Raw genomic sequence first — 22,411 nt, 5'->3', positions numbered from 1 at the left:
CTAATTCACGGCTTTTTTTATGAGTCTTTGCAGGTAAGGTGTTTCATTGTAACACTTGCAGATCTATACTACCTGCGCAATTTGGGATGGTTAATTATTAGTTTAATAATTAGCCCTTTTAGTAAAAAACATTGGATAAAACATCATGAATTTGCATGAGTATCAGGCAAAACAACTGTTTGCCGAATATGGTTTACCTGTATCTGAGGGTTTCGCTTGTGACACTCCTCAAGAAGCTGCTGAAGCTGCTGATAAAATCGGCGGAAATATGTGGGTTGTTAAAACTCAAGTTCACGCAGGCGGACGCGGTAAAGCTGGCGGTGTAAAGCTAGTTAAAACTAAAGAAGAAATCAAAGAATTCGCACAGCACTGGTTAGGTAAAAATTTAGTTACTTACCAAACTGATGCAAATGGCCAACCAGTTTCCAAAATCTTAGTAGAAAGCTGTACTGATATCGCAAATGAATTATATCTTGGCGCTGTTGTAGACCGTGGTTCACGTAAAGTTGTGTTCATGGCCTCTACTGAAGGTGGTGTTGAGATTGAGAAAGTTGCTGAAGAAACTCCAGAGTTAATTCATAAAGCTATCATTGATCCATTAGTAGGCCCACAAGCTTACCAAGCACGTGAATTAGGTTTTAAACTTGGTTTAAATCCAGAGCAAATGAAACAATTTACTAAGATCTTTATGGGTCTTGCTAAAATGTTCAACGATTTTGACTTCGCATTATTAGAAATCAACCCGTTAGTAATCACTGAGCAAGGTAATTTACATTGTTTAGATGGTAAAATTGGTGTGGATGGCAATGCGTTATATCGTCAACCAAAAATCCGTGCAATGCGCGATCCATCTCAAGAAGATGAGCGCGAAGCACAAGCGGCACAATGGGAACTTAACTACGTTGCATTAGATGGTAACGTTGGTTGTATGGTTAACGGTGCTGGTTTAGCAATGGGTACGATGGACATTGTTAACCTTCACGGTGGAAAACCAGCCAACTTCCTAGACGTAGGCGGCGGCGCAACAAAAGAACGTGTTGCTGAAGCATTCAAAATCATTCTTTCTGACTCAAATGTTAAAGCTGTTTTAGTTAACATTTTTGGTGGTATCGTTCGTTGTGACATGATCGCCGAAGGTATCATTGGTGCAGTGAAAGAAGTAGGCGTAACAATTCCAGTAGTTGTTCGTTTAGAAGGTACTAACGCAGAATTAGGCCGTCAAGTATTAGCAAACTCTGGTTTAGCTATCATTGCTGCTGAATCATTAACTGATGCTGCTGAAAAAGTAGTTGCTGCTGCGGAGAGCAAATAATGTCTGTATTAATTAATAAAGATACTAAAGTAATCTGCCAAGGTTTCACTGGCGGTCAAGGTACTTTCCACTCTGAGCAAGCAATTGCTTATGGTACACAAATGGTAGGTGGCGTAAGCCCAGGTAAAGGCGGTCAAACGCATTTAGGTCTACCTGTATTTAACACAGTACGTGATGCTGTAGATGCAACGGGTGCAACTGCATCTGTAATTTATGTACCAGCACCATTTTGTAAAGATGCTATCTTAGAAGCAATCGATGCAGGTATTGAGTTAATCGTTTGTATCACTGAAGGTATTCCTACTTTAGATATGGTTGACGTGAAAGTTAAACTTGAGCAAACAGGCGTTCGTATGATCGGCCCTAACTGCCCAGGTGTTATCACGCCAGGCGAAACTAAAATTGGTATCATGCCAGGCCACATCCATTTACCGGGTAAAGTAGGTATCGTTTCTCGCTCAGGTACTTTAACGTACGAAGCTGTTAAACAAACTACAGATTACGGTTTTGGTCAGTCAACATGTGTTGGTATCGGTGGGGATCCAATCCCAGGTACAAACTTCATTGACGTACTTAAATTATTCCAAGAAGATCCACAAACTGAAGCTATCGTAATGATCGGTGAAATCGGTGGTACAGCAGAAGAAGAAGCTGCTGAATACATCAAAGCACACGTTACTAAGCCAGTTGTGTCTTACATTGCTGGTGTTACTGCACCAGAAGGCAAGCGTATGGGTCATGCTGGTGCAATCATCGCTGGCGGTAAAGGCACAGCAGTTGAGAAATTTGCAGCGTTAGAAGCTGCAGGTGTTAAAACTGTTCGTTCACTTGCTGACATCGGTAAAGCACTTAAAGAGAAAACAGGCTGGTAATCAGTTTGGTTTTATCTAAAAAAAGGCTACGTTTGTAGCCTTTTTTATTGGCTAAAGAAGTACAAATATCTCAGTAATTATGTGATTAAACCTGTTCGAAACCTTTTAGATTTGCAATAATGGCGCAGTATTTTTTTTGCAAAACACTCAGAGGAAACTTATTCCATGGCGGAAATTGAACATCGCCCAAGCAACTTTATCCGTACGCTTATTGATAAAGATCTCGCATCAGGAAAACACACTAGTACTTATACTCGTTTTCCACCTGAACCAAATGGCTACCTTCACATTGGTCATGCAAAATCGATTTGTTTAAACTTTGGTATTGCTCAAGATTACCAAGGTAAATGTAATTTACGCTTCGATGATACTAATCCAGAAAAAGAAGATATCGACTTTGTAAATTCAATTCAAGAAGATGTGAAGTGGTTAGGTTTCCAGTGGGATGGTGACATTCAATATTCATCAAACTACTTTGACCAGTTATATGCCTATGCAGTTGAGCTGATCACCAAAGGGTTAGCATATGTTTGTTTTCTTACACCTGAGCAAGCACGTGAATATCGCGGTACGTTGACCGAAGCAGGTAAAAATAGCCCCTATCGTGATTCTCCTGTTGAAGATAACTTAGCCTTATTTGCAAAAATGAAAGCGGGTGGTTTTAAAGAAGGTGAGTGTGTTTTACGTGCCAAAATTGATATGGCTAGCTCATTTATGGTTTTACGCGATCCTATTATCTATCGTATTCGATTTGCACATCATCACCAAACTGGCGATAAATGGTGTATTTACCCTATGTATGACTTCACGCATTGCATTTCGGACGCACTGGAAGGCATTACCCATTCGCTATGTACGTTAGAGTTCCAAGATAACCGTCGTTTATATGATTGGGTACTTGATAATATTTCTATCGATTGCCATCCGCAACAAATTGAGTTTTCACGCTTAAATCTTGAATATACCTTGATGTCTAAGCGTAAACTACAAAGTTTAGTTGAAGACAAGCATGTGGATGGTTGGGACGACCCACGTATGCCAACCATAGCGGGTCTTCGTCGTCGTGGTTACCCTGCGTCATCATTACGCGAATTTAGCAAACGTATCGGGATCACCAAGCAAGAAAACATGGTTGAAATGGGCATGTTGGAGGCTTGTGTTCGTGAAGATTTAAACGAGTCAGCAGGGCGCGCTATGGCCGTTCTTAACCCGGTTAAAGTTGTAATTGAGAATTACCCAGTTGATCAAGTTGAAATGTTGACAGCCGCTAATCATCCAAATAAAGAAGAAATGGGTCATCGTGAACTTCCGTTTACACACACGCTTTTCATCGAAGCGGATGATTTTAAAGTTGAAGCTAATAAACAATTTAAACGTTTAGTGCTCGGTAAAGAAGTTCGTTTACGTAACGCTTATGTAATAAAAGCAGAACGGATTGAGCAAGACGAGCAGGGCAATATAACTACAATTATTTGTAGTTATGATCCTGAGACATTAGGTAAGAATCCAGCTGATGGCCGTAAGGTGAAAGGCGTGATCCATTGGGTTTCTGCAAGTCATGGTATTGCAGCCGAAGTGCGTTTATATGACCGGTTATTTAACGTACCAAACCCAGCTACGGCAGAAGATTATGCAACAGTGATCAATCCAAGTTCTTTAGTGATTGTGAAAAATGCAGTATTAGAACCTTCTTTAGCGTTAGCGCAAAAAGAGCAATCGTATCAATTTGAGCGTACAGGGTATTTCTGTCGTGATAATAAATCGGATGGTTTGGTTTTTAATCAAACAGTTGGATTACGAGATACATGGGAAAATAATTAATACGGTTCATCACTGTATTCAACTTTAAAAATTGACCTATAAAAAAAGCTCCTAAAAGGAGCTTTTTTTATAGGTAGTAAAAAATTAACTATTACTCTCTGAAAATGCTTTACATGCCGCGGCATCTTCACATTCACCATATAAATACAGAGAATGATTTGTAAGCTTGATCCCATTGCTAGAGGCAATTTCAATCTGTCGATTTTCAATTAAATCGTCTTCGAACTCGACAACCTTACCACATTTTAAACAAACTAAATGATCGTGGTGAGTGATCCCAGATAGTTCAAAAACAGATTTACCGCCTTCAAAATGATGACGCGATACAATACCTGCATCATCAAATTGGTTTAACACTCGGTAGACAGTTGCAAGACCAATTTCTTCGCCTTTCTCTAATAGAACTTTATAAACATCTTCCGCACTAATGTGTTGATTTTCTGGTAATTGCAGAATTTCTAAAATCTTAATACGCGGTAACGTTACTTTTAGACCGGCTTTTTTTAACTCTAAGTTATGATCTGGCATTAATTCCGTTCTCGATTCAGGTTCTGGCAGCAAAAAACTAGTTGTTACACGACGACAAACTATTACTGCTAAATAAAATGGAAGCAAACTAACGTGTTAGTTTGCTTTAATCTACTGTTAATCTTCTAACTCTGCAAGACACATTTCTTCGTAAACTTGCTTACACCATTGTTTAATACGTTGCTCAGTAAGCTCAGGCTGACGATCTTCGTCAATACCTAGCCCAACAAAGTGATCGTTATCAACAAGGGCTTTAGATGCTTCAAACTGGTAGTCTTTTGTAGGCCAATGGCCAATAATCACACCACCTTTTTTTTCTACAATGTCACGTACCATGCCCATTGCATCAAGGAAATACTCTGAATAATCTTCTTGATCGCCACAGCCAAAAATAGCTGCTAATTTACCATCAAAATCGATCTCTTCTAGTTCAGGAAAAAAATCATCCCAATCACATTGAGCTTCACCGTAGTACCAAGTTGGGATACCAAATAACAACAAATCAAATTCCGCGATCTGTTCTTTACTACTTTTAGCGATATCAAACACATCGACTAATTTTTTACCCAATTCTTTTTGGATTTGTTTAGCTACATGCTCGGTATTACCGGTATCACTTCCAAAAAATATGCCTACGCTTGCCATATCTAATAACCTTTTATCTATCTAAAGCTAGTTTCTCTTGCAAAATGGTTTCAATCAAAGCACTGCGGCTGATTTGTTGCGCATCAGCCATATCATTTAAGGCTTGGTAAAGCTCAGAAGAAATTTTAAATTCGACTCGCTTTAAACCACGTGCTTTGTCACGTTTTAATTGGTTACGCTTATTGACTTTAAGTTGTAAATCTCTTGGCAGAGGGTTTGTTTTTGGTCTGCCTGGGCGTTTATCATCTTCAAATAAGTCAATAGTAATTCTATCAGTTTCAGCTTTGGCCATGGTTAACCAACTCCAGCACCTTGCCAAAACACTTGGATCAGACCCTTAGCAATGAAGCCTGAACAGCCAAGGAATAATACCAGCCATACAATAGCGCGACCAAACTTAGGTACGTCACCTTTTTTCAAAACATCTTGGATTGCCATACCGATAAAAAAGAAAATACCAGCTAAGGCAAAGTATAACCCTAAAGTTTCGAATTCATTGATTAGTTTACTGAGCACAATTTTCGACCTATCAAATAAACGGCGGGCACTATAGCATAAAAACTTTGATTTATTTAGTGTACTCACTCAATAAAAAAGCAGTAATTGCATTATTTACTGCTGTCGGTTTTTCTGCATGTAGCCAATGGCCAGTGCCATGAATAATTTTAGCCTGACATTTAGGGAATAACTCTAAAAATGTTGGCTTTTGTGATGCATTAATATAATCAGACTCACTGCCTTTTAAAAATAAGGTCGGTTTGTCAAATGTTCCCCCTGCAGGTGCGGCGAGGATGTTATCATATTCTTGTTTTAAAACTGTATGATTAAACTTCCATTGGTGCCCATTTTCACACTTGATTAAACTTTTGAGTAAAAATTGGCGTACACCGGCTTCTGGAATTGATTGGCTTAAAATAGCATCAGCTTGTTTTCTATTGCTGATATGTTGCCCACTTACCGCAAACAAACCATCAAAGACACTATCATGGCGGCGCGTTGTGTATGTGACAGGAGCGATATCAAGTACAACTAATTTATCAACACGTTGTGAATGGGTAAGGGCACATTGCATTGCTACTTTTCCACCCATAGAGTGCCCAACAAAATGAGCATGTTCAATGTTGAGGTTGTCCATTAATTGAAAGATATCTTCAGCCATTGCCGAGTAATTCATCTTAGTGTGGTGAGGCGATTGACCATGATTTCTAAGATCAACAGCCGTTACTTTATAATCTGTACTAAGCGCTTTACTGATGACATTTAAATTCTCTAATGAGCCAAATAAGCCATGAATGACGATAACATCAGCTCCTAGGCCAAATTGTTGATAATGTAATGTCATCTCTATCCTAAACCAATAATTTGGCCGACATTTTGCCCATCCAAATTAGAAAAAGCAAACCATAGAGTAATATTAAAAATCAGGATATAATTATCGGCGATTGAGCTAATTGAAATAGCATCTCAGATAGGAAAAACATGAAAAAAATAGAAATAGATGACGAGCTATATCAGTACATTGCAAGCAATACTCAAAGTATTGGTGAAAGTGCTTCTCAAATATTGCGTCGTTTATTAAATTTGTCCCAGTCAGATCCTGTGTTAATACCGACTACAACTGAAGAAGGTATAACAGAACAACCCGTTTCATTGCCACAACCGCCTCAGCCAGTCGTGCCTTATAAAGGAAATGTATTTAATATCCTTAATAAAGAAGAGCTTGCGATGCAAAAGGGCGCTGTTGGTCGATTTTTGTTTATTTTAGCTGCTTTTTATCGCACTCATAAAAAAGATTTTAAAGTGGTACTTGATATAAAAGGGCGCGATCGAATTTATTTCGCCAGTAGCAAAGAGGAATTAATTGAAGGGGGTAACAGCATGAACCCTAAAAATATTCCCGATAGTACTTACTGGGTGATGACAAACTCCAATACCACACGTAAAAAAATGATGTTACACGAAGTTGCAATATCATTAGGTTACACTAATGAGCAAGCTGAAATTATTCGCGATTATTTATAAGGAAAGAAAATGGCAATTCACCCAAGAGCGGGACAGTTAGCGCAGCAGCAAGATTTAGTTAATGTTCCAAAATTAATATCGGCTTACTATTTAAACGAACCTGATGTTGAAGAGTTTCCGGAGCAAAAAGTTGCTTTTGGTACTTCAGGTCACCGTGGGTGTTCGTTTAATACCCAGTTTAATGAGTCGCATATTTTGGCCGTAACTCAAGCTATTTGTGATTACCGTCGTCAAAATGGAATTTTTGGACCATTGTTCTTGGGTAAAGATACGCACGCCTTATCAGAAGCTGCATTTAACTCGGCAATTGAAGTGCTGGTTGCCAACGAAGTGCAAGTTATTGTGCAAGAAAATGATGATTTTACGCCAACACCGGTCATCAGTCATGCAATCGTGACACATAATCAAAAGAACCCCCATGAATTAGCAGATGGTATAGTGGTTACACCATCGCATAACCCACCGCAAGATGGTGGGTTTAAATACAATCCACCAAACGGCGGCCCTGCAGATACTGATATTACTAAATGGGTTGAAGATAGAGCCAATCACCTATTATTAGAAGACTTGGTTGAAGTTGAGATTTTTCCTTTTGCCAAAGCTGCGCGTTCAGGGTTTGTAAAATATCAAGACCTTATTACGCCTTATGTTGATGATCTTGAAAACGTAATTAACTTAAAAGCAATTGCAGAATCAGGGGTCACAATTGGTGTTGATCCATTAGGGGGCTCTGGGATTAATTTTTGGCCTGTTATTGCCAAAAAATACAATCTTAATTTAACCGTAGTGAATAACATTGTTGATCCAGCATTTGGTTTTATGAGCCTTGATAAAGATGGCAAAATTCGCATGGATTGTTCCTCACCCTATGCGATGGCTAATTTAATTGCGATTAAAGACAAATTTGATATCGGTATTGGTAATGATCCTGATTATGACCGCCACGGCATAGTAACAGCCGACGGCTTAATGAATCCTAATCACTTTTTAGCGGTCGCAATCGATTACTTATTATCGCACCGTAAACAATGGCCTACATCAGCCAAAATTGGTAAAACACTGGTTTCAAGTGCCATGATTGATAAAGTGGTTGTGCGTAATAACCGTCAAGTGCAAGAAGTCCCGGTTGGTTTTAAGTGGTTTGTTGAAGGACTTGCAAACGCGAGCATTGCATTTGGTGGTGAAGAAAGCGCAGGTGCTTCGTTTTTACGATTAGATGGCACAGTATGGAATACTGATAAAGATGGCTTTATTTTAGGCTTACTTGCTGCGGAGATATTAGCTGTAACAGGAAAAACACCTAGCCAATTGTATCGTAAGCTTGAGCAAGAATTTGGTGCTCCGATTTACCGTCGTCTTGATGCTGCAGCCAATCGTGAGCAAAAAGCGAAATTAGGTAAATTAAAAGCCAGTGATTTAACCGCTACAACACTTGCGGGCGATCCGATCTTAGCCAAATTAACCCATGCACCGGGTAATGGTGCGGCCATTGGTGGCTTAAAAGTAGTGACCGAAAACGGTTGGTTTGCTGCGAGGCCTTCAGGCACAGAAGATATTTATAAAATCTATTTAGAATCATTCAAAGGCGAAGAGCACTTAGCGTTACTTGAAAAAGAAGCGCGTGCGTTGGTTGATTCAGTGATTAGTTAATCATCACTAAAATGATAAAGGCGGCTTAGACCGCCTTTTTGTTATCTAAAATTTGTTCAAAGGACGTCTCATGTATCTCACACAATTACAGACCGATGGCGATTTTTTATCGCTATCACGCCAGCATGAATGGCATTTAGCTCCAGGCCAATTTACATTAAAAAATGGTACGCAAGTGTCCATTATTGACACTGGTGTGATCCAGTTTGAGCCATCACAGCACACCAATAAAGACGTGATTATTTCAAGCGCAATTCATGGTAATGAAACCGCACCGATTGAGATTTGTGATCAACTGATCAAAGCAATCATTGAAGGCAAGCTTGTGCTTTCACAGCGCGTGATGTTTATATTTGGCAATCCTGCATCGATTAATATTGGCGACCGATTTGTTGAAGAAAACTTAAATCGTTTATTCAGTGGTGCGCATACTCAAGCTCCTGCGAATAATGAACGTGTCCGTGCTGCAAAATTAGAGCGCTATGTTGCTGATTTTTTTAATGCCACTGAAGCTGGACGTCGCCGTTATCATTATGATTTACATACGGCAATTCGAGGTTCTAAAAATGAAAAGTTTGCTGTGTATCCTTTTTTACATGGTAAGCCTTGGAAAAAAGAACAGTTGAGCTTTTTATTAGCGTGTGGGGTTAATACTGTATTAATGATGAAATCTGCGGCAACAACCTTTAGTTATTACTCATCGCATCAGTTTGGTGCTGATGCGTTTACTGTTGAGCTTGGACAAGTAAAACCGTTTGGCCACAATGACATGAGCCGTTTTATGCAGTGTAAGCGGAGTTTGGCTGCATTAATTAGCCAAAAAGAAGTTGAATATCCAGAATTTAATCTATCGGATTTCGAGTTGTTTGAAGTACATCGTGCAATTAATCGTACACAAGAGGCGTTTAGTTTTAGCTTTGGTGAAGATGTTGAAAACTTTACCGGTTTTTCAAAAGGTGCTTTGTTGGCCCATGATGGCGAAACTCAATATTTTGCTGAAGTTGAAGGTGAAGCAGTTATATTTCCTAATGCTAACGTTGCATTAGGCCAGCGTGCAGTACTCACCGTTATTCCTTTAACTCAATTTCAAAACCTCGTATAAAATTCTTTCCATACTCTGCGGATGTTCAACTAAAATTAGTTGAATATCCGTTTACGTTAACGTAAAGTCAGTGCAGTTTTAATGATATTTAGTACGCTAACTGAACGAATAAATAATTTTGATTTTTTAAATTAACTGAATTATTCATTCTTTCTTGGTTTAATGAATTAATTTTTCAGTTCTACCAAAATGGCAACACAATAAATTAATAATAATGTAGCGACTGCACAACAACAGAGTAGGAAGGTTATGACGAATCCCAATAACGTGTCCTTGAATATTCACCATGAACTGTCATTTATTGATGGTCATGCGCTCAATATTCCAACACTTAAAATATTAAGTGAAAATGGTGACGTTTATCCTGGCGCAACTGTGCCAGACATTAATCAAGAAACTGCACTGCGCCTCTATCACACCATGCGTTTTATTCGCATGCTCGATGAGAGAATGCAAGCTGCGCAGCGCCAAGGTCGGATCAGTTTTTACATGCAGTGCCTTGGCGAAGAAGCTGCTGTGACAGCCAGTGCTGCTGCACTTGATCAAGACGATATGATCATGGCGCAGTACCGCGAACAAGCGGCGTTACATTACCGTGGTTTTAGCCTCGAACAGTTTATGAACCAAATGTTCTCAAATGAGCGCGATTTAGGAAAAGGCAGACAAATGCCAATTCACTATGGCTCAAGTGCATTAAATTACATGACCATTTCATCGCCTTTAGGCACTCAAATCCCTCAAGCCAGTGGTCATGCTTATGGACAAAAATTAAAGCATATTGATGCTGCAACCGGTGAGCTTGCTTCTGAAATTGACAATATTACCATCTGTTATTTTGGTGAAGGTGCCGCATCTGAAGGCGATTTTCACGCTGGTTTAAATATGGCAGCGGTTTTAAAAGCGCCGGTTATCTTTTTTGCCCGCAATAATGGTTATGCCATTTCAACACCTGCCGATGAACAATTCGCAGGTGATGGTATTGCGTCGCGTGGTGTGGGATATGGGATTAAAACCATTCGTGTTGATGGCGCTGATGCATTAGCTGTGTTTGCTGCAACACAGGCCGCGCGTAAAATTTGTGCTAAAACCGGTGAGCCGGTATTAATTGAATCAATTGCATATCGCTTAGGGGCGCATTCAACGTCTGACGATCCATCTGGTTATCGTTCAAAAGAAGAAGAAGCGTCACAGCAGCTCAATTGTCCAATTGCACGTTTTAAAAAGTGGTTAATTGCCAAAGAATGGCTTGATGAAGCTGCCGACGAAAGCGAAAAAGAAAAAATCCGCGAAAGCATTCTTGAAGCTGTAAAAGTGGCAGAAAAAATTGCTAAACCTGCATTAGAAAGCTTAATTTCAGATGTGTATGACGAGCCAATCCCGTTACTAGTTGAACAATATGACGAGTTAAAACAGCATATTTTGGCACATCCTCAGGCTTACCCTACAACTTCAGGGAGAATTAAATAATGGCTCAGATGAACATGCTGCAGGCAATTAACTCTGCGCTAGATATTTCGATGGCCGAGCATCCAAACACCTGTATTTTTGGTGAGGATGTGGGTCATTTTGGTGGCGTATTTCGTGCAACCTCAGGCTTACAAGAGCGTTACGGCCGTCATCGCGTATTTAATACTCCTTTAACAGAACAAGGTATTTTAGGGTTTGCCAATGGCTTAGCTGCATTTGGTGCGCCTACAATCGCAGAGATCCAGTTTGCTGATTATATTTTCCCGGCTTTTGACCAAATCGTAAATGAAACCGCCAAGTTTCGTTATCGCAGTGGTAATGAATTTAATGTTGGTAAATTAACAATTCGTACCCCTTACGGCGGTGGTATTGCAGGTGGTTTATACCATTCGCAATCACCAGAAGCGTATTTTGCCCATACTCCGGGTATTAAAATTGTGGTGCCACGTAATCCACATCAAGCCAAAGGGTTGCTACGTGCCGCTATTTTAGACGATAACCCAGTATTATTTTTTGAACCAAAACGCTTGTATCGTGCCTCTATCGGTGAAGTGCCAACTGAAGATTACACCATTGAATTAGGTAAAGCCGAAGTAGTTAAAGAGGGTAAAGATGTGACTTTACTTGCTTGGGGTGCTCAGATGGAAATCATTGAGCAAGCAGCTAAATTGGCTGAGCAAGATGGCATAAGTTGCGAAATTATTGATTTGCGTAGTATTTTGCCTTGGGACAGAGAGACAGTTGCACAATCGGTCATTAAAACGGGTCGTTTAGTGGTGAGCCATGAAGCGCCAATCACCAATGGTTTTGGTGCTGAAATTGCCGCAACGATCCAACAGCACTGCTTCTTACATCTTGAATCGCCTATTTTACGTGTTTGTGGTCTTGATACCCCATACCCGTTAGCGCTCGAAAAAGAATATGTACCCGATGCACTTAAAGTGCTCAGTGCGATTAAACACTCAGTCTCATTTTAAGGATTACTCATGACGCAAGATTTTATATTACCAGATATTGGTGAAGGCATTGTTGAATGTGAAGTCGTAGAATGGCTCGTTGCAGAAGGTGATACCGTTAGTGAAGATCAGCCCATTTGTGATGTGATGACGGATAAAGCACTTGTGCAGATCCCAGCTGTACATTCGGGTGTAATTTCTAAACTGTATTACCAAAAAGGGGAAATTGCCAAAGTGCATTCTCCTCTTTTTGCGATGTCAGTGGCAGGTGATGTGCCAAAACAAAGCGCGCCATCAGAACAATCCAATACTGCAACAGCAACAACAGTAGCGCACGCTGATTTGCTTGAAGACTTTATCTTACCCGATATTGGTGAAGGCATTGTTGAGTGTGAAATTGTTGATTGGTTAGTAACAGAAGGGCAGCATATCGAAGAAGACCAAGCAGTCTGTGATGTGATGACTGATAAAGCACTGGTGCAAATTCCTGCAAAGTACAGTGGTATTGTTGAAAAGCTTTATTATGCCAAAGGGGATATTGCTAAAGTACATAGCCCAATTTTCCAAATGCGTTTAGCGCAAACTAAACCAATGGAAGTGACTTCGCAAATTACACCTGTGGTGGTTGCTGGTAATCCTAATACAATGGCGCAAGTCACAAAGGCTGCTCAAGGTAAAGCATTAGCATCACCTGCAGTTAGACGACGTGCACGGGAGTTAGATGTTGATTTATCTGAAGTGCCGGGCACAGGTAAAAATGGTCGAGTCTTTAAAGAAGACATCGAACGCTACTTATCTTTACCAAAACAAGCTCAGTCAATGCAACCGGCTGAAACTAAAGTGCCAACGGTTGTTTCAGGTAATGCTTCAAGAGTAGAGCCAATTCGTGGTATTAAAGCGGCTATGGCGAAACAAATGGTGGCATCGGTCACGACAATTCCGCATTTTACCTTTAGTGATGAAATCGATTTAACGCAAATTATTGCCTTACGCTTGCAATTAAAGCAACAGTATCAAGATCAGGGCGTTAAGCTAACTATGATGCCTTTTTTTGTAAAAGCATTATCACTGGCTATCACGCAATTTCCTGTGCTTAACAGCCAAGTGAATGACGAGTGTACTGAATTAACCTATTTTACCGATCATAATATCGGCATGGCGGTTGATTCTAAAATAGGCTTGTTAGTGCCAAACATAAAGCAATGCCAAGCTAAAAGTATTGTTGATATCGCACAAGAAATAAGTCGTTTGACCGATTCAGCCCGAGAAGGGCGTGTTGCGCCAGATGATTTGAAAGGGGGCACGATTTCAATTTCAAACATTGGTGCTATTGGTGGTACAACGGCAACACCTATTATTAATAAACCTGAAGTGGCCATTGTTGCATTGGGGAAAGTACAGCATTTACCCCGTTTTGATGACAAGGGTAATGTGGTATCTCGCGCAATCATGCAAGTGAGTTGGTCGGGCGATCACCGAGTGATTGATGGCGGCACTATTGCACGTTTTAATAATTTGTGGAAAGACTACTTAGAAAACCCAGCTAAAATGTTAATGGCAATGCATTAATTGTTTGTGTAATAAAAACCCAGCAAAGCTGGGTTTTTTATATCAAACAAGTTAAAAACTAATCATATTGTGTTAGCCGAGTTTTATTCCACCGTGCAATGCTTTCAACAGCATTGTCAGTTTCAACCCTAGCTTGTTGTAACATACTCCTACACAAATTGGCATATTCTTCAAGCTGTTCATGGGATGCTTGATGATTAATCACCTTGAAGGTAATGTCATTGATGTTTTCAAAATTAATATATTCCATATATACGTCCTGTCTATTCCTAACGATAAGATAAGTGCTGTTCAAAAAACAACCTGGCACCACGTTAAACTATGGACATTTTTTAGAAACTTTCCAGTTGAGAGCACCTGTATTACTGAGAAAGATAAAAATTTATGTATCAAAATTTAACTGTGAACTAAGGTTGAATTAATAATAGAAATAAAAGCCATAGCCCACGATTAACGCAGGTATTGTTGAATAAAGCGTGGCAATACAAGCCGCTTTTGGCGCCAGAGCGATAGCGGGAAATAGCGCATCGCCATCATTTGAAATAGCATTGGCAATCAAACCACTTATAGGCATAACGCCCTGTAAATAAAGACTTGTTACCAATATTTGTGGACCGCAGCCTGGTAATAATCCAATTGCGGCAGCAATAAGCGGGGTCAATATTGCAGCCTGTTGTAGCATGGTTTTTAGATCTAAACCGATGAAATTCACAACTAACTCATAACTCATAAACGCAACGATCACCCAAGTTGTGACAAAATGCGTATCAGATACCACCCTTTGCCATGTGCTATCAATTTTCTCAAGCGGGGTACTATTAAATTGCGGCTGTGAGGCGCCTTTGAGTGACCAAGAAATTAAAATAAAAAAACACGCAACAATGGCAAACCACTGTGTGATCAAAGCTGCAATTGGACTATAGGCAGATAAATCGACTTGAAAGGCCATCAGTAAGCCAATCATAAAACTTGGAATAATGGCCCATTGCCAAGCTGTATGCTCAAATTGATTGCCCATCCCTTCAGTTATTCGATTTGTTAAAGAGGCAACAAGAGCCGTCTGTGGCAATAAAAAGTCATCTGGGTGAATTAAGCGGATAATTAAGCCAAACACAATGGCAGTAAGCGTTGAGACTGATAATACAACAAACGCGGTACTTGGCTCTGTTGCAATCAGTAAAAAGGCCGCATCGCCCATGGTCGCAATTAGCACAGTGACAAGCGCAGCAAAACTGGTTTTTTGTTGTGTGTACTGAGTCACAATAATAATTGCACCACCACAACCGGGTAATGCTCCCATTAAAGCAGCAAATGGAATACTTAAATACTTATGTTCAACATAGTGTTGCTTTATTTTTGAAGGAACAAAACTGCCAATGTGATGAAACAAATATAAAGTAGCGGCAACAAAAACAGCAACTTGATAAAAAGCATCAATCAATGACTGTTTAATAATCAGGTGCGTTGCGGGAAGAGCAAATAGGGCTGCAATTATAATAACAAGAGTAAAACGTTTTACTGGTACAGGTTTAGTAACTTTATTTGAACACAGAGGATAAGCGAGCGGACGACCCATAAAAAATGCACCAAATTTAAATATTCAGTGCACTATAGTATCAATCTAAATGATAATCAATATCATTTGATCCGTTGAAATTCCGAGGTTGAATTCCAAGCAGGCCAACTGCCATCTTGCGATAAGCTAAAACCGACTTGATAAAACAACTGTAAATCTTCAACTGCACCGCTTAAATCCCACTCATCGCGAAAGCGATCGCACGGCTGATGGTAACAGCCTTTAAGCACCAAGCTCATCCGTTTACGGTAGTTTTCGGTACTGTCATCGAATGCTTGTGTACCACCACCTGCGTACATGGCAGGCACGCCCATATTGGCAAAAGCAAAATGATCTGAGCGGTAATAACCACCCGAAGCCGGTTTAGGATCGCCCGAAATAGTCCGGTTTTGTGCTTTTGCAGCAACCGCCAAACGTTCATCTAATTCAGATTTACCTAAACCTACCACACTAATGTCTTTTACACGGCCAAGTAAATTGAGGCTATCCATGTTGATATTAGCGACAGTTTTATTTGGGTTAATAATAGGGTTTGCTGCGTAATACTTAGATCCTAATAACCCTTGTTCTTCAGCGGTTACCGCTAAAAAAGTGACTGAGCGTTCAGGTTTTTGGCCAAGTGTAGTAAATGCTTGTGCAACTTCAATTAAGCCCGCTGTGCCGGTCGCATTATCGTGGGCGCCATTATAAATTTGGTCACCTTTGCGGTTTTTATCGGTGCCTAAATGATCCCAGTGCGCCGAATAAATAATGTGCTCATCACTTTTAGAGCGCCCAGGTAAGGTCGCTATAAAATTATTTGATACAGACTTTTTAATGGTATTTTTAACACTGACAGACGCAGTTAAATCAGCAAGAGCAACATGATAGCTGCCTTTTGCTGCGTTTGTCTTTGCTTGTTCAAAGTCAATATTGGCTTCGGCAAAAACCGCTTGCGCAGTTTCTACAGTGATCCAACCCTCAACGGCAACGCGGTCCATATTGTTGTTTTCTTTTTGAAAACCAAATTGTGGGCCACTCCATGAGTTTTCAACCACCGACCACGGGTAAGAAGCTGGCGCAGTTTCATGAATAATAATCGCGCCCGCTGCGCCTTGGCGGCTTGCTTCTTCAAATTTGTAAGTCCAACGGCCATAGTACGTCATGGCTTCACCCGTAAATTGGGCAGGATCTTTATTAATAAAACCCGGATCGTTAACCAGCATCACTACGGTTTTACCCTTAACATCAACACCTTGATAATCGTTCCAATTATACTCAGGTGCATTTATTCCATAACCGACAAATACCAGCTGTGAGTTTTCAATTGCTTCACTTGGGCTAATACGGCTAGAGCCCATCACCATATCTTGTTTGTATTGGTAAGCCTTGCTACCTAAAGTGAGGGTCATATTTGGGTCAGCTTCAAGTGATACTAAAGGCACCTCTTGTAAAAAGCTGTCGCCATTGCCAGGTTGAAAACCAAGGGCTTTGAATTGCTCAGTTAAATAATTAAGCGTTAACGTTTCACCTTCACTTGAAGGCGCGCGACCACCAAATTCATCGGAGGCAAGCACTTTAATATGGCTGGCCAGTTGTGCGCTATCAATACTTTGATAGGCGATATTTTGTTGTTCTGTTGAAATCCCAGTACTCTGGCAGCCCGTTAAAACCGCCATGGAGACTAAAGATAAGGCAAATATTTTTTTCATTATGATTACTTTCCTTAAAAAGTTGTCATTAGTATATGAACTTCAGTTAAATCAAACCAGTTTTTGCGTTAAAGTAGCGCGGTTTTTAGATTAATGGCGCAAAAGCCAAGGTTTGACAATGACTGATAAAACACACAGCGCAAACAAACGTTTTGTTGCCGACCCCCATTGGAGTTTAGCGTTTCTTGATGTGCCTCTTTTTTCTCATCTTAATGCCTTATTTTCACTTTCATCACTGAGCAACTGGCCCTCGGTAGATTGGTTTAATACGCAATGCCAAGGTATCGTGCTTGCCAGTGGAGAAAAATTAAAATTTGTTGGCAATGACGATTTAGCCGACGAAACCCGTTATTACGAGCAAATTATTTATGAAACAGGGCAAATTCCAACTCGGTTAGAAAATTGGCACGATTTATTTGGCGCATTTATTTGGTTACTGTTTCCTAAAACTAAAAGCTTGTTAAATCAGCTGCATATTCATGAAATCAATCAATTTGGCCTTATTAAGCGTTCAGCTGCACGCAACGCCATAACTTTATTTGATGAATGTGGTGTGATAATCACGTACGACCCCGCACATGTTTTGGCTACGCAAATACCCGCTATGCTGCAAGCACATCAATGGTCAGATGCATTTGTTACCCATCGAGATTTATGGGGCAAGCAAATTAACGCCTTTATGTTTGGCCATGCAAATTATGAAATGGCAACAAAACCCTATTTAGGTCTCACGGGTAAAGTATTGTTTTTACCGCTTATCAGTGAATTTAGCCGTTTATCATTAAAAAAGCAGTACCAAGATTTAGATGATGCGCTTTGTAATCATATTAGGGATAATCAAATACTTAAAAATAATAAACAGTTATCACCCATGCCTTTTTTAGGCATTCCTAAATGGTATGATGACAATCAAGATCCGCAGTTTTATCACAATACGGATTACTTTAGGCCTAAACGAAGGAATACATAATGATTGAAGTACTCGGGCTAAAAAAGAAATTTAAGCTCACCAAAGATCATAAAAAAAATAAGCAAGAATTTGTAGATCCCCGCGAAGATGCAGAGTTTTTCCACTCAGTGCGCGATGTGAGCTTTTCATGTGGCAAAGGCGAAGTACTTGGGCTATTAGGCCCAAATGGTGCGGGTAAAACCACGACATTACGTATGTTATCAACGGCGTTACAACCAGATGCTGGCAACATAGTCATTAACGGTGTCGATGTGATTAAATCGCCCCTTGAAGCACGTAAAAAAATTGGTTTTTTATCGGGTTCAACAGGGTTATATGGCCGTTTAACGGCCAAAGAAAACATTGAATATTTTGCTCGTTTACATGGCATGAGCAAACTTGCAGTTAAAAATCGCTGTGAAGAATTATTCGACATGTTGGATATGCACAGTTTTGTTGATAAACGCGCTGAGCATTTATCAACGGGTATGAAACAAAAAACCAATATCGCCCGTGCGGTAGTGCATTTTCCAGAAGTTGTGGTGCTTGATGAACCGACAACTGGGCTTGATATTATGACCACTCAAACCGTGATTAAATTTATTCAAGGCCTCAAAGAGCAGGGCACGCCCGTGATTTTTTCGACTCACCATCTTGATGAAATCGCTTTATTATGTGAACGCGTCACGGTTATTAATCAAGGGATCAGCTGTTTTAATGGCACGTTGAGTGAATTCAAACAGCAAGGTCAAAGCGACACGTTAAATCACGCATTTTTAAATCTTTTGCAGGAGCCAAGCCATGTTTGAAGTTTTTATGAAGGAGCTGCGCGAACTATTACGCGATAAAAAAACCTTATTGTTTGTTGTGGCGATGCCTATTTTAGTCTTTCCGATTATTTTTGGTTTAATCGGCTTTTTAATGAGCCAAGCAACGTTAGAAGCAGAGCAAAAAGTGCATACTTATGCCATCGCTAACGAAGCATTTGCCCCTTCTTTTGCTAAAGAGATGTTTTATCATAAAAGTTTTAAACAGACTGAAGCGGTTTACACCACCGTTGAGGAAATGAAACAAGCAGTGCGTGATGGTAAAATTGATGTCGGTATTATTATTCCAACCGAACCTCGTGACAAACTAGCAGCTGGTGAGCAAAGTAAATGGCAAGTGGTGTATAACGATTCATCGTCAATTAATTTTATCTTCAGCCGTGTAAAAGAAGCGATTGAAAACTTTTCCGGGGTTTTACAAGCGGAGCGTTTTTCGTTACTTGGCGTCGAGCAATCAGCGCAAGCGGCTTTATTAAAGCCAATTGAAATTGAAAAAGTTGATACCGCAAATAAACGTGAAAACTTAGGTGAAAAACTCGGTGCATTTATTCCGTATTTACTCATTCCTTTAGTGCTTGCTGGTGCAAGTTACCCTGCAATCGATTTAGGTGCGGGTGAAAAAGAGCGCGGCACGTTAGAAACCCTGTTACTCACACCGGTTACTCGTACTGAATTGGTGCTGGGTAAGTTTTTCACTGTACTTGCCAGCTCGCTTGCTACGGCACTGATAACCGTGGTCAGTATGGGTGTCTGGATGAGCTTAGTCAGCCATTTTGTTGAACTCAAAGCACTCAAAGAAGCGGTTGGTAATATTGGCGTGCTAGATTTAAGCTTGATTTTACTGATGCTTATTCCTTTGGCGGCTGTGTTTTCATCTATTGTATTGGCTATTTCTATCTATGCGCGCACCTTTAAAGAAGCACAAAATTACATGGGGCCACTTTCAATGTTAGCGTTTATGCCTTTAGTGGTAGCGATGATGCCAAACATGGAGTTAACCTATAAAACAGCGATGATCCCAGTGACCAATGTTGCACTTGCGATAAAAGATTTATTAAAAGGCACGGTTGATTACTCGTTAGTTGGCATGATTTTTTGCGCTACAGTGGTACTTGCTGGCGTATTAATGGCGTTTTGTGTCCATTGGTTTAAGAAAGAGTCGGTACTTTTTCGTTAAAACCAGTTAACCTTAGTTATCTTTTAAGCTCGTAATGATTACGAGCTTTTTTATTTTTAAATAGACCTTTCTATTGTTATGAAAAAAACAGATAAAAAAATCAATGCTGCCATCATTAAGCAACTGAATTGGCTGTGCGATGAGTTAAAATTTACGCAGAGTGGCTTTTGTCATTTAACACATGAGTTGAGTACTACAGCAAAACCTGTCATCGTGATCAGCTTATACTTTGAAGATGAAATGACGAAAGAGGCTGCACAGCTTAATCATCAAGCGCAAGTGATAAGCTTAGTTGAGAACACTTTAAAACCCCTTGGCTTATCGTTTAACCAGCCTAACAAGCAAGTGTGCTGGTGTGTGAAATAACCGATTAAAGATTTACGCTAATCAAACGCCAGAATTGAGCACGAAAAAATGACACAAAAAAACCGAAGTATCACTTCGGTTTTTTATTTTTATGGGTTGAAATTAAGCGCGGATTTTTGCGATTAATTCAGCAACAACCGTATCTAAGTTGTATATAGCATTTTCGCCAGTACGGCTCTTATATTCAACACAATTGTCATCTAGGTTACGCTCACCAATCACAAGAGTGTGTGGAATACCCACAAGTTCCATATCGTTAAACATCACACCTGGGCGCTCTTTACGGTCATCAAATAAGACTTCAATGCCAGCTGCTTTAAGCTCTTGATAAATACGCTCAGCCACCGCTGGAATACGGTGCGACTTGTGCATATTCATTGGTACGATGGCAATTTGAAATGGTGCAATCGCTGCTGGCCAAACAATACCTTTTGCATCAAAGTTTTGCTCAATCGCAGCGGCAACAATACGTGATACACCAATACCATAACAACCCATGGTCATGATCTGGTTTTTACCAGTTTCGTTAAGTACACCGGCTTTCATCGCATCAGAATACTTAGTTCCGAGTTGGAAAATATGACCGACTTCAATACCACGTTTAATTGAAAGCGTGCCGTTACCACATGGGCTTGCATCACCTTCAACCACATTACGTAAATCAGCAATTTCATAATTGGTCACATCACGGTCAAAGTTAATGCCTGAGTAATGTTCACCGTCTTTATTTGCACCGGCAACAAAATCTGCAAGCACACTTGCGGCGCGGTCAACAATCACAGGAATAGTTAAGCCCACTGGGCCTAAAGAACCTGGCGCTGCGCCGATGGCGGCAATGATGTCGTGATCTTTTGCAAACTCAAGAGGGCTGTCACACAGTGGGTGTTTTTCAGCTTTTAATTCGTTAAGTTCGTGATCGCCACGAACCACTAATGCCACCAAGCCACGTTTGCCATCGTCATCGGCTGCACCATAAACAATTAAGGTTTTCACACAGCGATGTGGTTTAACACCGTGTAATGTTTTTAAATCTTCAATGGTTTTAGCATCAGGAGTCGCAAAGGTATTTAATTCTTTTGCAGCAGCAGGGCGAGGCTCAGATGGCATCACAGCTTCTGCTTTTTCGATATTAGCTGCGTAATCACTGCCAGAGCTAAACGCGATGGCATCTTCGCCCGATTCAGCAAGTACATGGAACTCGTGTGAAACACTGCCACCAATTGAACCAGTATCGGCAATGACAGGGCGGTATTCTAAACCAATGCGCTCAAACACATTGCAATATGCTTGGTGCATAATGGCATAAGTATTGGCCAAACACTCATCACTTAAATGGAAAGAATAGGCATCTTTCATGGTGAATTCACGGGCACGCATCACACCAAAACGAGGGCGAACTTCGTCACGGACTTTGGTTTGAATTTGAAATAAGTTCAAAGGTAATTGCTTGTAACTTGATACTTCTTTACGAACAAACTCAGTGATCACTTCTTCGTGTGTTGGGCCAAGGGCAAATTCACGGTTATGACGGTCTTTAATGCGTAATAATTCTGGGCCAAATTGCTCCCAACGACCAGACTCAACCCACAGATCAGCAGGTTGGATCACTGGCATCAGCATTTCGATGGCACCGGCTTTTTCCATTTCGTCACGAACAATCGCTTCAACTTTACGTAATACACGTAAACCAGAGGGTAACCAGGTATATAATCCTGATGCTAAACGGCGGATCATCCCAGCGCGTAGCATAAGTTGATGGCTGATAATTTCAGCATCTGAAGGGACTTCTTTAAGTGTTGCGAGAATATATTGGCTAGTACGCATTATTGTTCCGTATTCTTATTGCAGATTAACAATCTATTAAATGTTTAAGTCGCTAGT

The 22,411-nt window shown here is 40.3% G+C and carries 22 protein-coding genes; 13 read left to right on the top strand and 9 right to left on the bottom strand.

All coding sequences use genetic code 11. From position 1 onward, the window contains the following. The first annotated feature begins 145 nt into the window (after positions 1-145). The 3 genes from sucC (at position 146) to glnS (ending at position 4,005) form a co-directional block, all read left to right on the top strand. Complete coding sequence (sucC, locus tag AC3KZC_RS09225; RefSeq protein WP_490577492.1) at positions 146-1,312, top strand: ADP-forming succinate--CoA ligase subunit beta; 1,167 nt, start codon at positions 146-148, stop codon at positions 1,310-1,312. Then, the gene (gene sucD / locus AC3KZC_RS09220) at positions 1,312-2,184 is read left to right on the top strand and encodes a succinate--CoA ligase subunit alpha (RefSeq protein WP_009839834.1); all 873 of its coding nucleotides are present in this window, start codon (positions 1,312-1,314) and stop codon (positions 2,182-2,184) included. Before sucC ends, sucD begins: the two co-directional genes overlap by 1 nt. A 165-nt stretch (positions 2,185-2,349) precedes the next feature. Next, a complete protein-coding gene (glnS, locus tag AC3KZC_RS09215; RefSeq protein ID WP_490577491.1) occupies positions 2,350-4,005 on the top strand; it encodes a glutamine--tRNA ligase in 1,656 nt (551 codons plus the stop codon). Positions 4,006-4,089: 84 nt separating this feature from the next. Here the strand turns inward: glnS and fur are convergent, their stop codons facing one another. From fur to AC3KZC_RS09190, 5 genes are all read right to left on the bottom strand, one after another. After that, positions 4,090-4,533, bottom strand: a complete 444-nt coding sequence (gene fur, locus AC3KZC_RS09210; protein WP_490577490.1) for a ferric iron uptake transcriptional regulator — start codon at positions 4,531-4,533, stop codon at positions 4,090-4,092. A 117-nt stretch (positions 4,534-4,650) separates the two neighbouring features. Continuing rightward, entirely contained in the window at positions 4,651-5,178 is a 528-nt protein-coding gene (gene fldA, locus AC3KZC_RS09205; protein WP_490577489.1) for a flavodoxin FldA, read from the bottom strand. A 13-nt stretch (positions 5,179-5,191) separates the two neighbouring features. Beyond that, positions 5,192-5,470 (bottom strand): LexA regulated protein, encoded by a 279-nt coding sequence (gene ybfE, locus AC3KZC_RS09200; RefSeq protein ID WP_009839838.1) that lies wholly within the window; start codon positions 5,468-5,470, stop codon positions 5,192-5,194. Between the two features lie 2 nt (positions 5,471-5,472). Beyond that, positions 5,473-5,694: a DUF2788 domain-containing protein gene (locus tag AC3KZC_RS09195; protein WP_490577488.1), complete on the bottom strand. Its 222-nt coding sequence runs from the start codon at positions 5,692-5,694 to the stop codon at positions 5,473-5,475. A gap of 52 nt (positions 5,695-5,746) precedes the next feature. Further along, entirely contained in the window at positions 5,747-6,520 is a 774-nt protein-coding gene (locus tag AC3KZC_RS09190) for an alpha/beta fold hydrolase (RefSeq protein WP_490577487.1), read from the bottom strand. 137 nt (positions 6,521-6,657) lie between these two features. On the opposite strand from AC3KZC_RS09190, the gene seqA reads away from it, so the two are divergent. From seqA to AC3KZC_RS09160, 6 genes are all read left to right on the top strand, one after another. Continuing rightward, positions 6,658-7,200, top strand: a complete 543-nt coding sequence (gene seqA, locus AC3KZC_RS09185) for a replication initiation negative regulator SeqA (RefSeq protein ID WP_490577486.1) — start codon at positions 6,658-6,660, stop codon at positions 7,198-7,200. A gap of 9 nt (positions 7,201-7,209) precedes the next feature. Further along, on the top strand, positions 7,210-8,850 hold the full coding sequence (gene pgm / locus AC3KZC_RS09180) for a phosphoglucomutase (alpha-D-glucose-1,6-bisphosphate-dependent) (RefSeq protein ID WP_490577485.1): 1,641 nt from the start codon (positions 7,210-7,212) through the stop codon (positions 8,848-8,850). Positions 8,851-8,920: 70 nt separating this feature from the next. Beyond that, complete coding sequence (gene astE / locus AC3KZC_RS09175; protein WP_490577484.1) at positions 8,921-9,952, top strand: succinylglutamate desuccinylase; 1,032 nt, start codon at positions 8,921-8,923, stop codon at positions 9,950-9,952. A 249-nt stretch (positions 9,953-10,201) separates the two neighbouring features. Continuing rightward, entirely contained in the window at positions 10,202-11,419 is a 1,218-nt protein-coding gene (locus AC3KZC_RS09170) for a thiamine pyrophosphate-dependent dehydrogenase E1 component subunit alpha (RefSeq protein ID WP_490577483.1), read from the top strand. After that, the gene (locus AC3KZC_RS09165) at positions 11,419-12,396 is read left to right on the top strand and encodes an alpha-ketoacid dehydrogenase subunit beta (RefSeq protein WP_490577482.1); all 978 of its coding nucleotides are present in this window, start codon (positions 11,419-11,421) and stop codon (positions 12,394-12,396) included. The genes AC3KZC_RS09170 and AC3KZC_RS09165 overlap by 1 nt, the downstream gene beginning before the upstream one ends. A gap of 9 nt (positions 12,397-12,405) precedes the next feature. After that, on the top strand, positions 12,406-13,944 hold the full coding sequence (locus AC3KZC_RS09160) for a dihydrolipoyllysine-residue acetyltransferase (RefSeq protein WP_490577481.1): 1,539 nt from the start codon (positions 12,406-12,408) through the stop codon (positions 13,942-13,944). Positions 13,945-14,002: 58 nt separating this feature from the next. Here the strand turns inward: AC3KZC_RS09160 and AC3KZC_RS09155 are convergent, their stop codons facing one another. From AC3KZC_RS09155 to AC3KZC_RS09145, 3 genes are all read right to left on the bottom strand, one after another. Next, positions 14,003-14,194 carry a hypothetical protein gene (locus AC3KZC_RS09155; protein ID WP_490577480.1) on the bottom strand — a complete coding sequence of 64 codons (192 nt, stop codon included), beginning with the start codon at positions 14,192-14,194 and terminating at the stop codon, positions 14,003-14,005. A gap of 168 nt (positions 14,195-14,362) precedes the next feature. Beyond that, positions 14,363-15,520, bottom strand: a complete 1,158-nt coding sequence (locus AC3KZC_RS09150) for a putative manganese transporter (protein ID WP_490577479.1) — start codon at positions 15,518-15,520, stop codon at positions 14,363-14,365. Positions 15,521-15,582: 62 nt separating this feature from the next. After that, positions 15,583-17,211, bottom strand: coding sequence for a M28 family metallopeptidase (locus AC3KZC_RS09145; RefSeq protein ID WP_490577478.1), 1,629 nt, complete (start codon positions 17,209-17,211; stop codon positions 15,583-15,585). 118 nt (positions 17,212-17,329) lie between these two features. Here AC3KZC_RS09145 and AC3KZC_RS09140 point away from each other — a divergent pair, with 118 nt between their 5' ends. From AC3KZC_RS09140 to AC3KZC_RS09125, 4 genes are all read left to right on the top strand, one after another. Beyond that, entirely contained in the window at positions 17,330-18,181 is an 852-nt protein-coding gene (locus tag AC3KZC_RS09140; protein WP_490577477.1) for a DUF3025 domain-containing protein, read from the top strand. Next, positions 18,181-18,969, top strand: coding sequence for an ABC transporter ATP-binding protein (locus AC3KZC_RS09135; protein WP_490577476.1), 789 nt, complete (start codon positions 18,181-18,183; stop codon positions 18,967-18,969). Before AC3KZC_RS09140 ends, AC3KZC_RS09135 begins: the two co-directional genes overlap by 1 nt. After that, complete coding sequence (locus tag AC3KZC_RS09130; RefSeq protein WP_490577475.1) at positions 18,962-20,164, top strand: ABC transporter permease; 1,203 nt, start codon at positions 18,962-18,964, stop codon at positions 20,162-20,164. The genes AC3KZC_RS09135 and AC3KZC_RS09130 overlap by 8 nt, the downstream gene beginning before the upstream one ends. 78 nt (positions 20,165-20,242) lie before the next feature. Continuing rightward, entirely contained in the window at positions 20,243-20,530 is a 288-nt protein-coding gene (locus AC3KZC_RS09125) for a hypothetical protein (protein ID WP_490577474.1), read from the top strand. Positions 20,531-20,632: 102 nt separating this feature from the next. On the opposite strand, the gene AC3KZC_RS09120 is transcribed toward AC3KZC_RS09125, so the two are convergent. Further along, positions 20,633-22,354, bottom strand: a complete 1,722-nt coding sequence (locus AC3KZC_RS09120) for a proline--tRNA ligase (RefSeq protein WP_490577473.1) — start codon at positions 22,352-22,354, stop codon at positions 20,633-20,635. Between the last annotated feature and the right edge of the window lie 57 nt (positions 22,355-22,411).

It is taken from the genome of Pseudoalteromonas sp. J2K-J031 (genome assembly GCF_058197095.2).
Note: the sequence above shows the minus strand (reverse complement) of the source record. Positions and strands in the feature narration are given on the sequence as shown.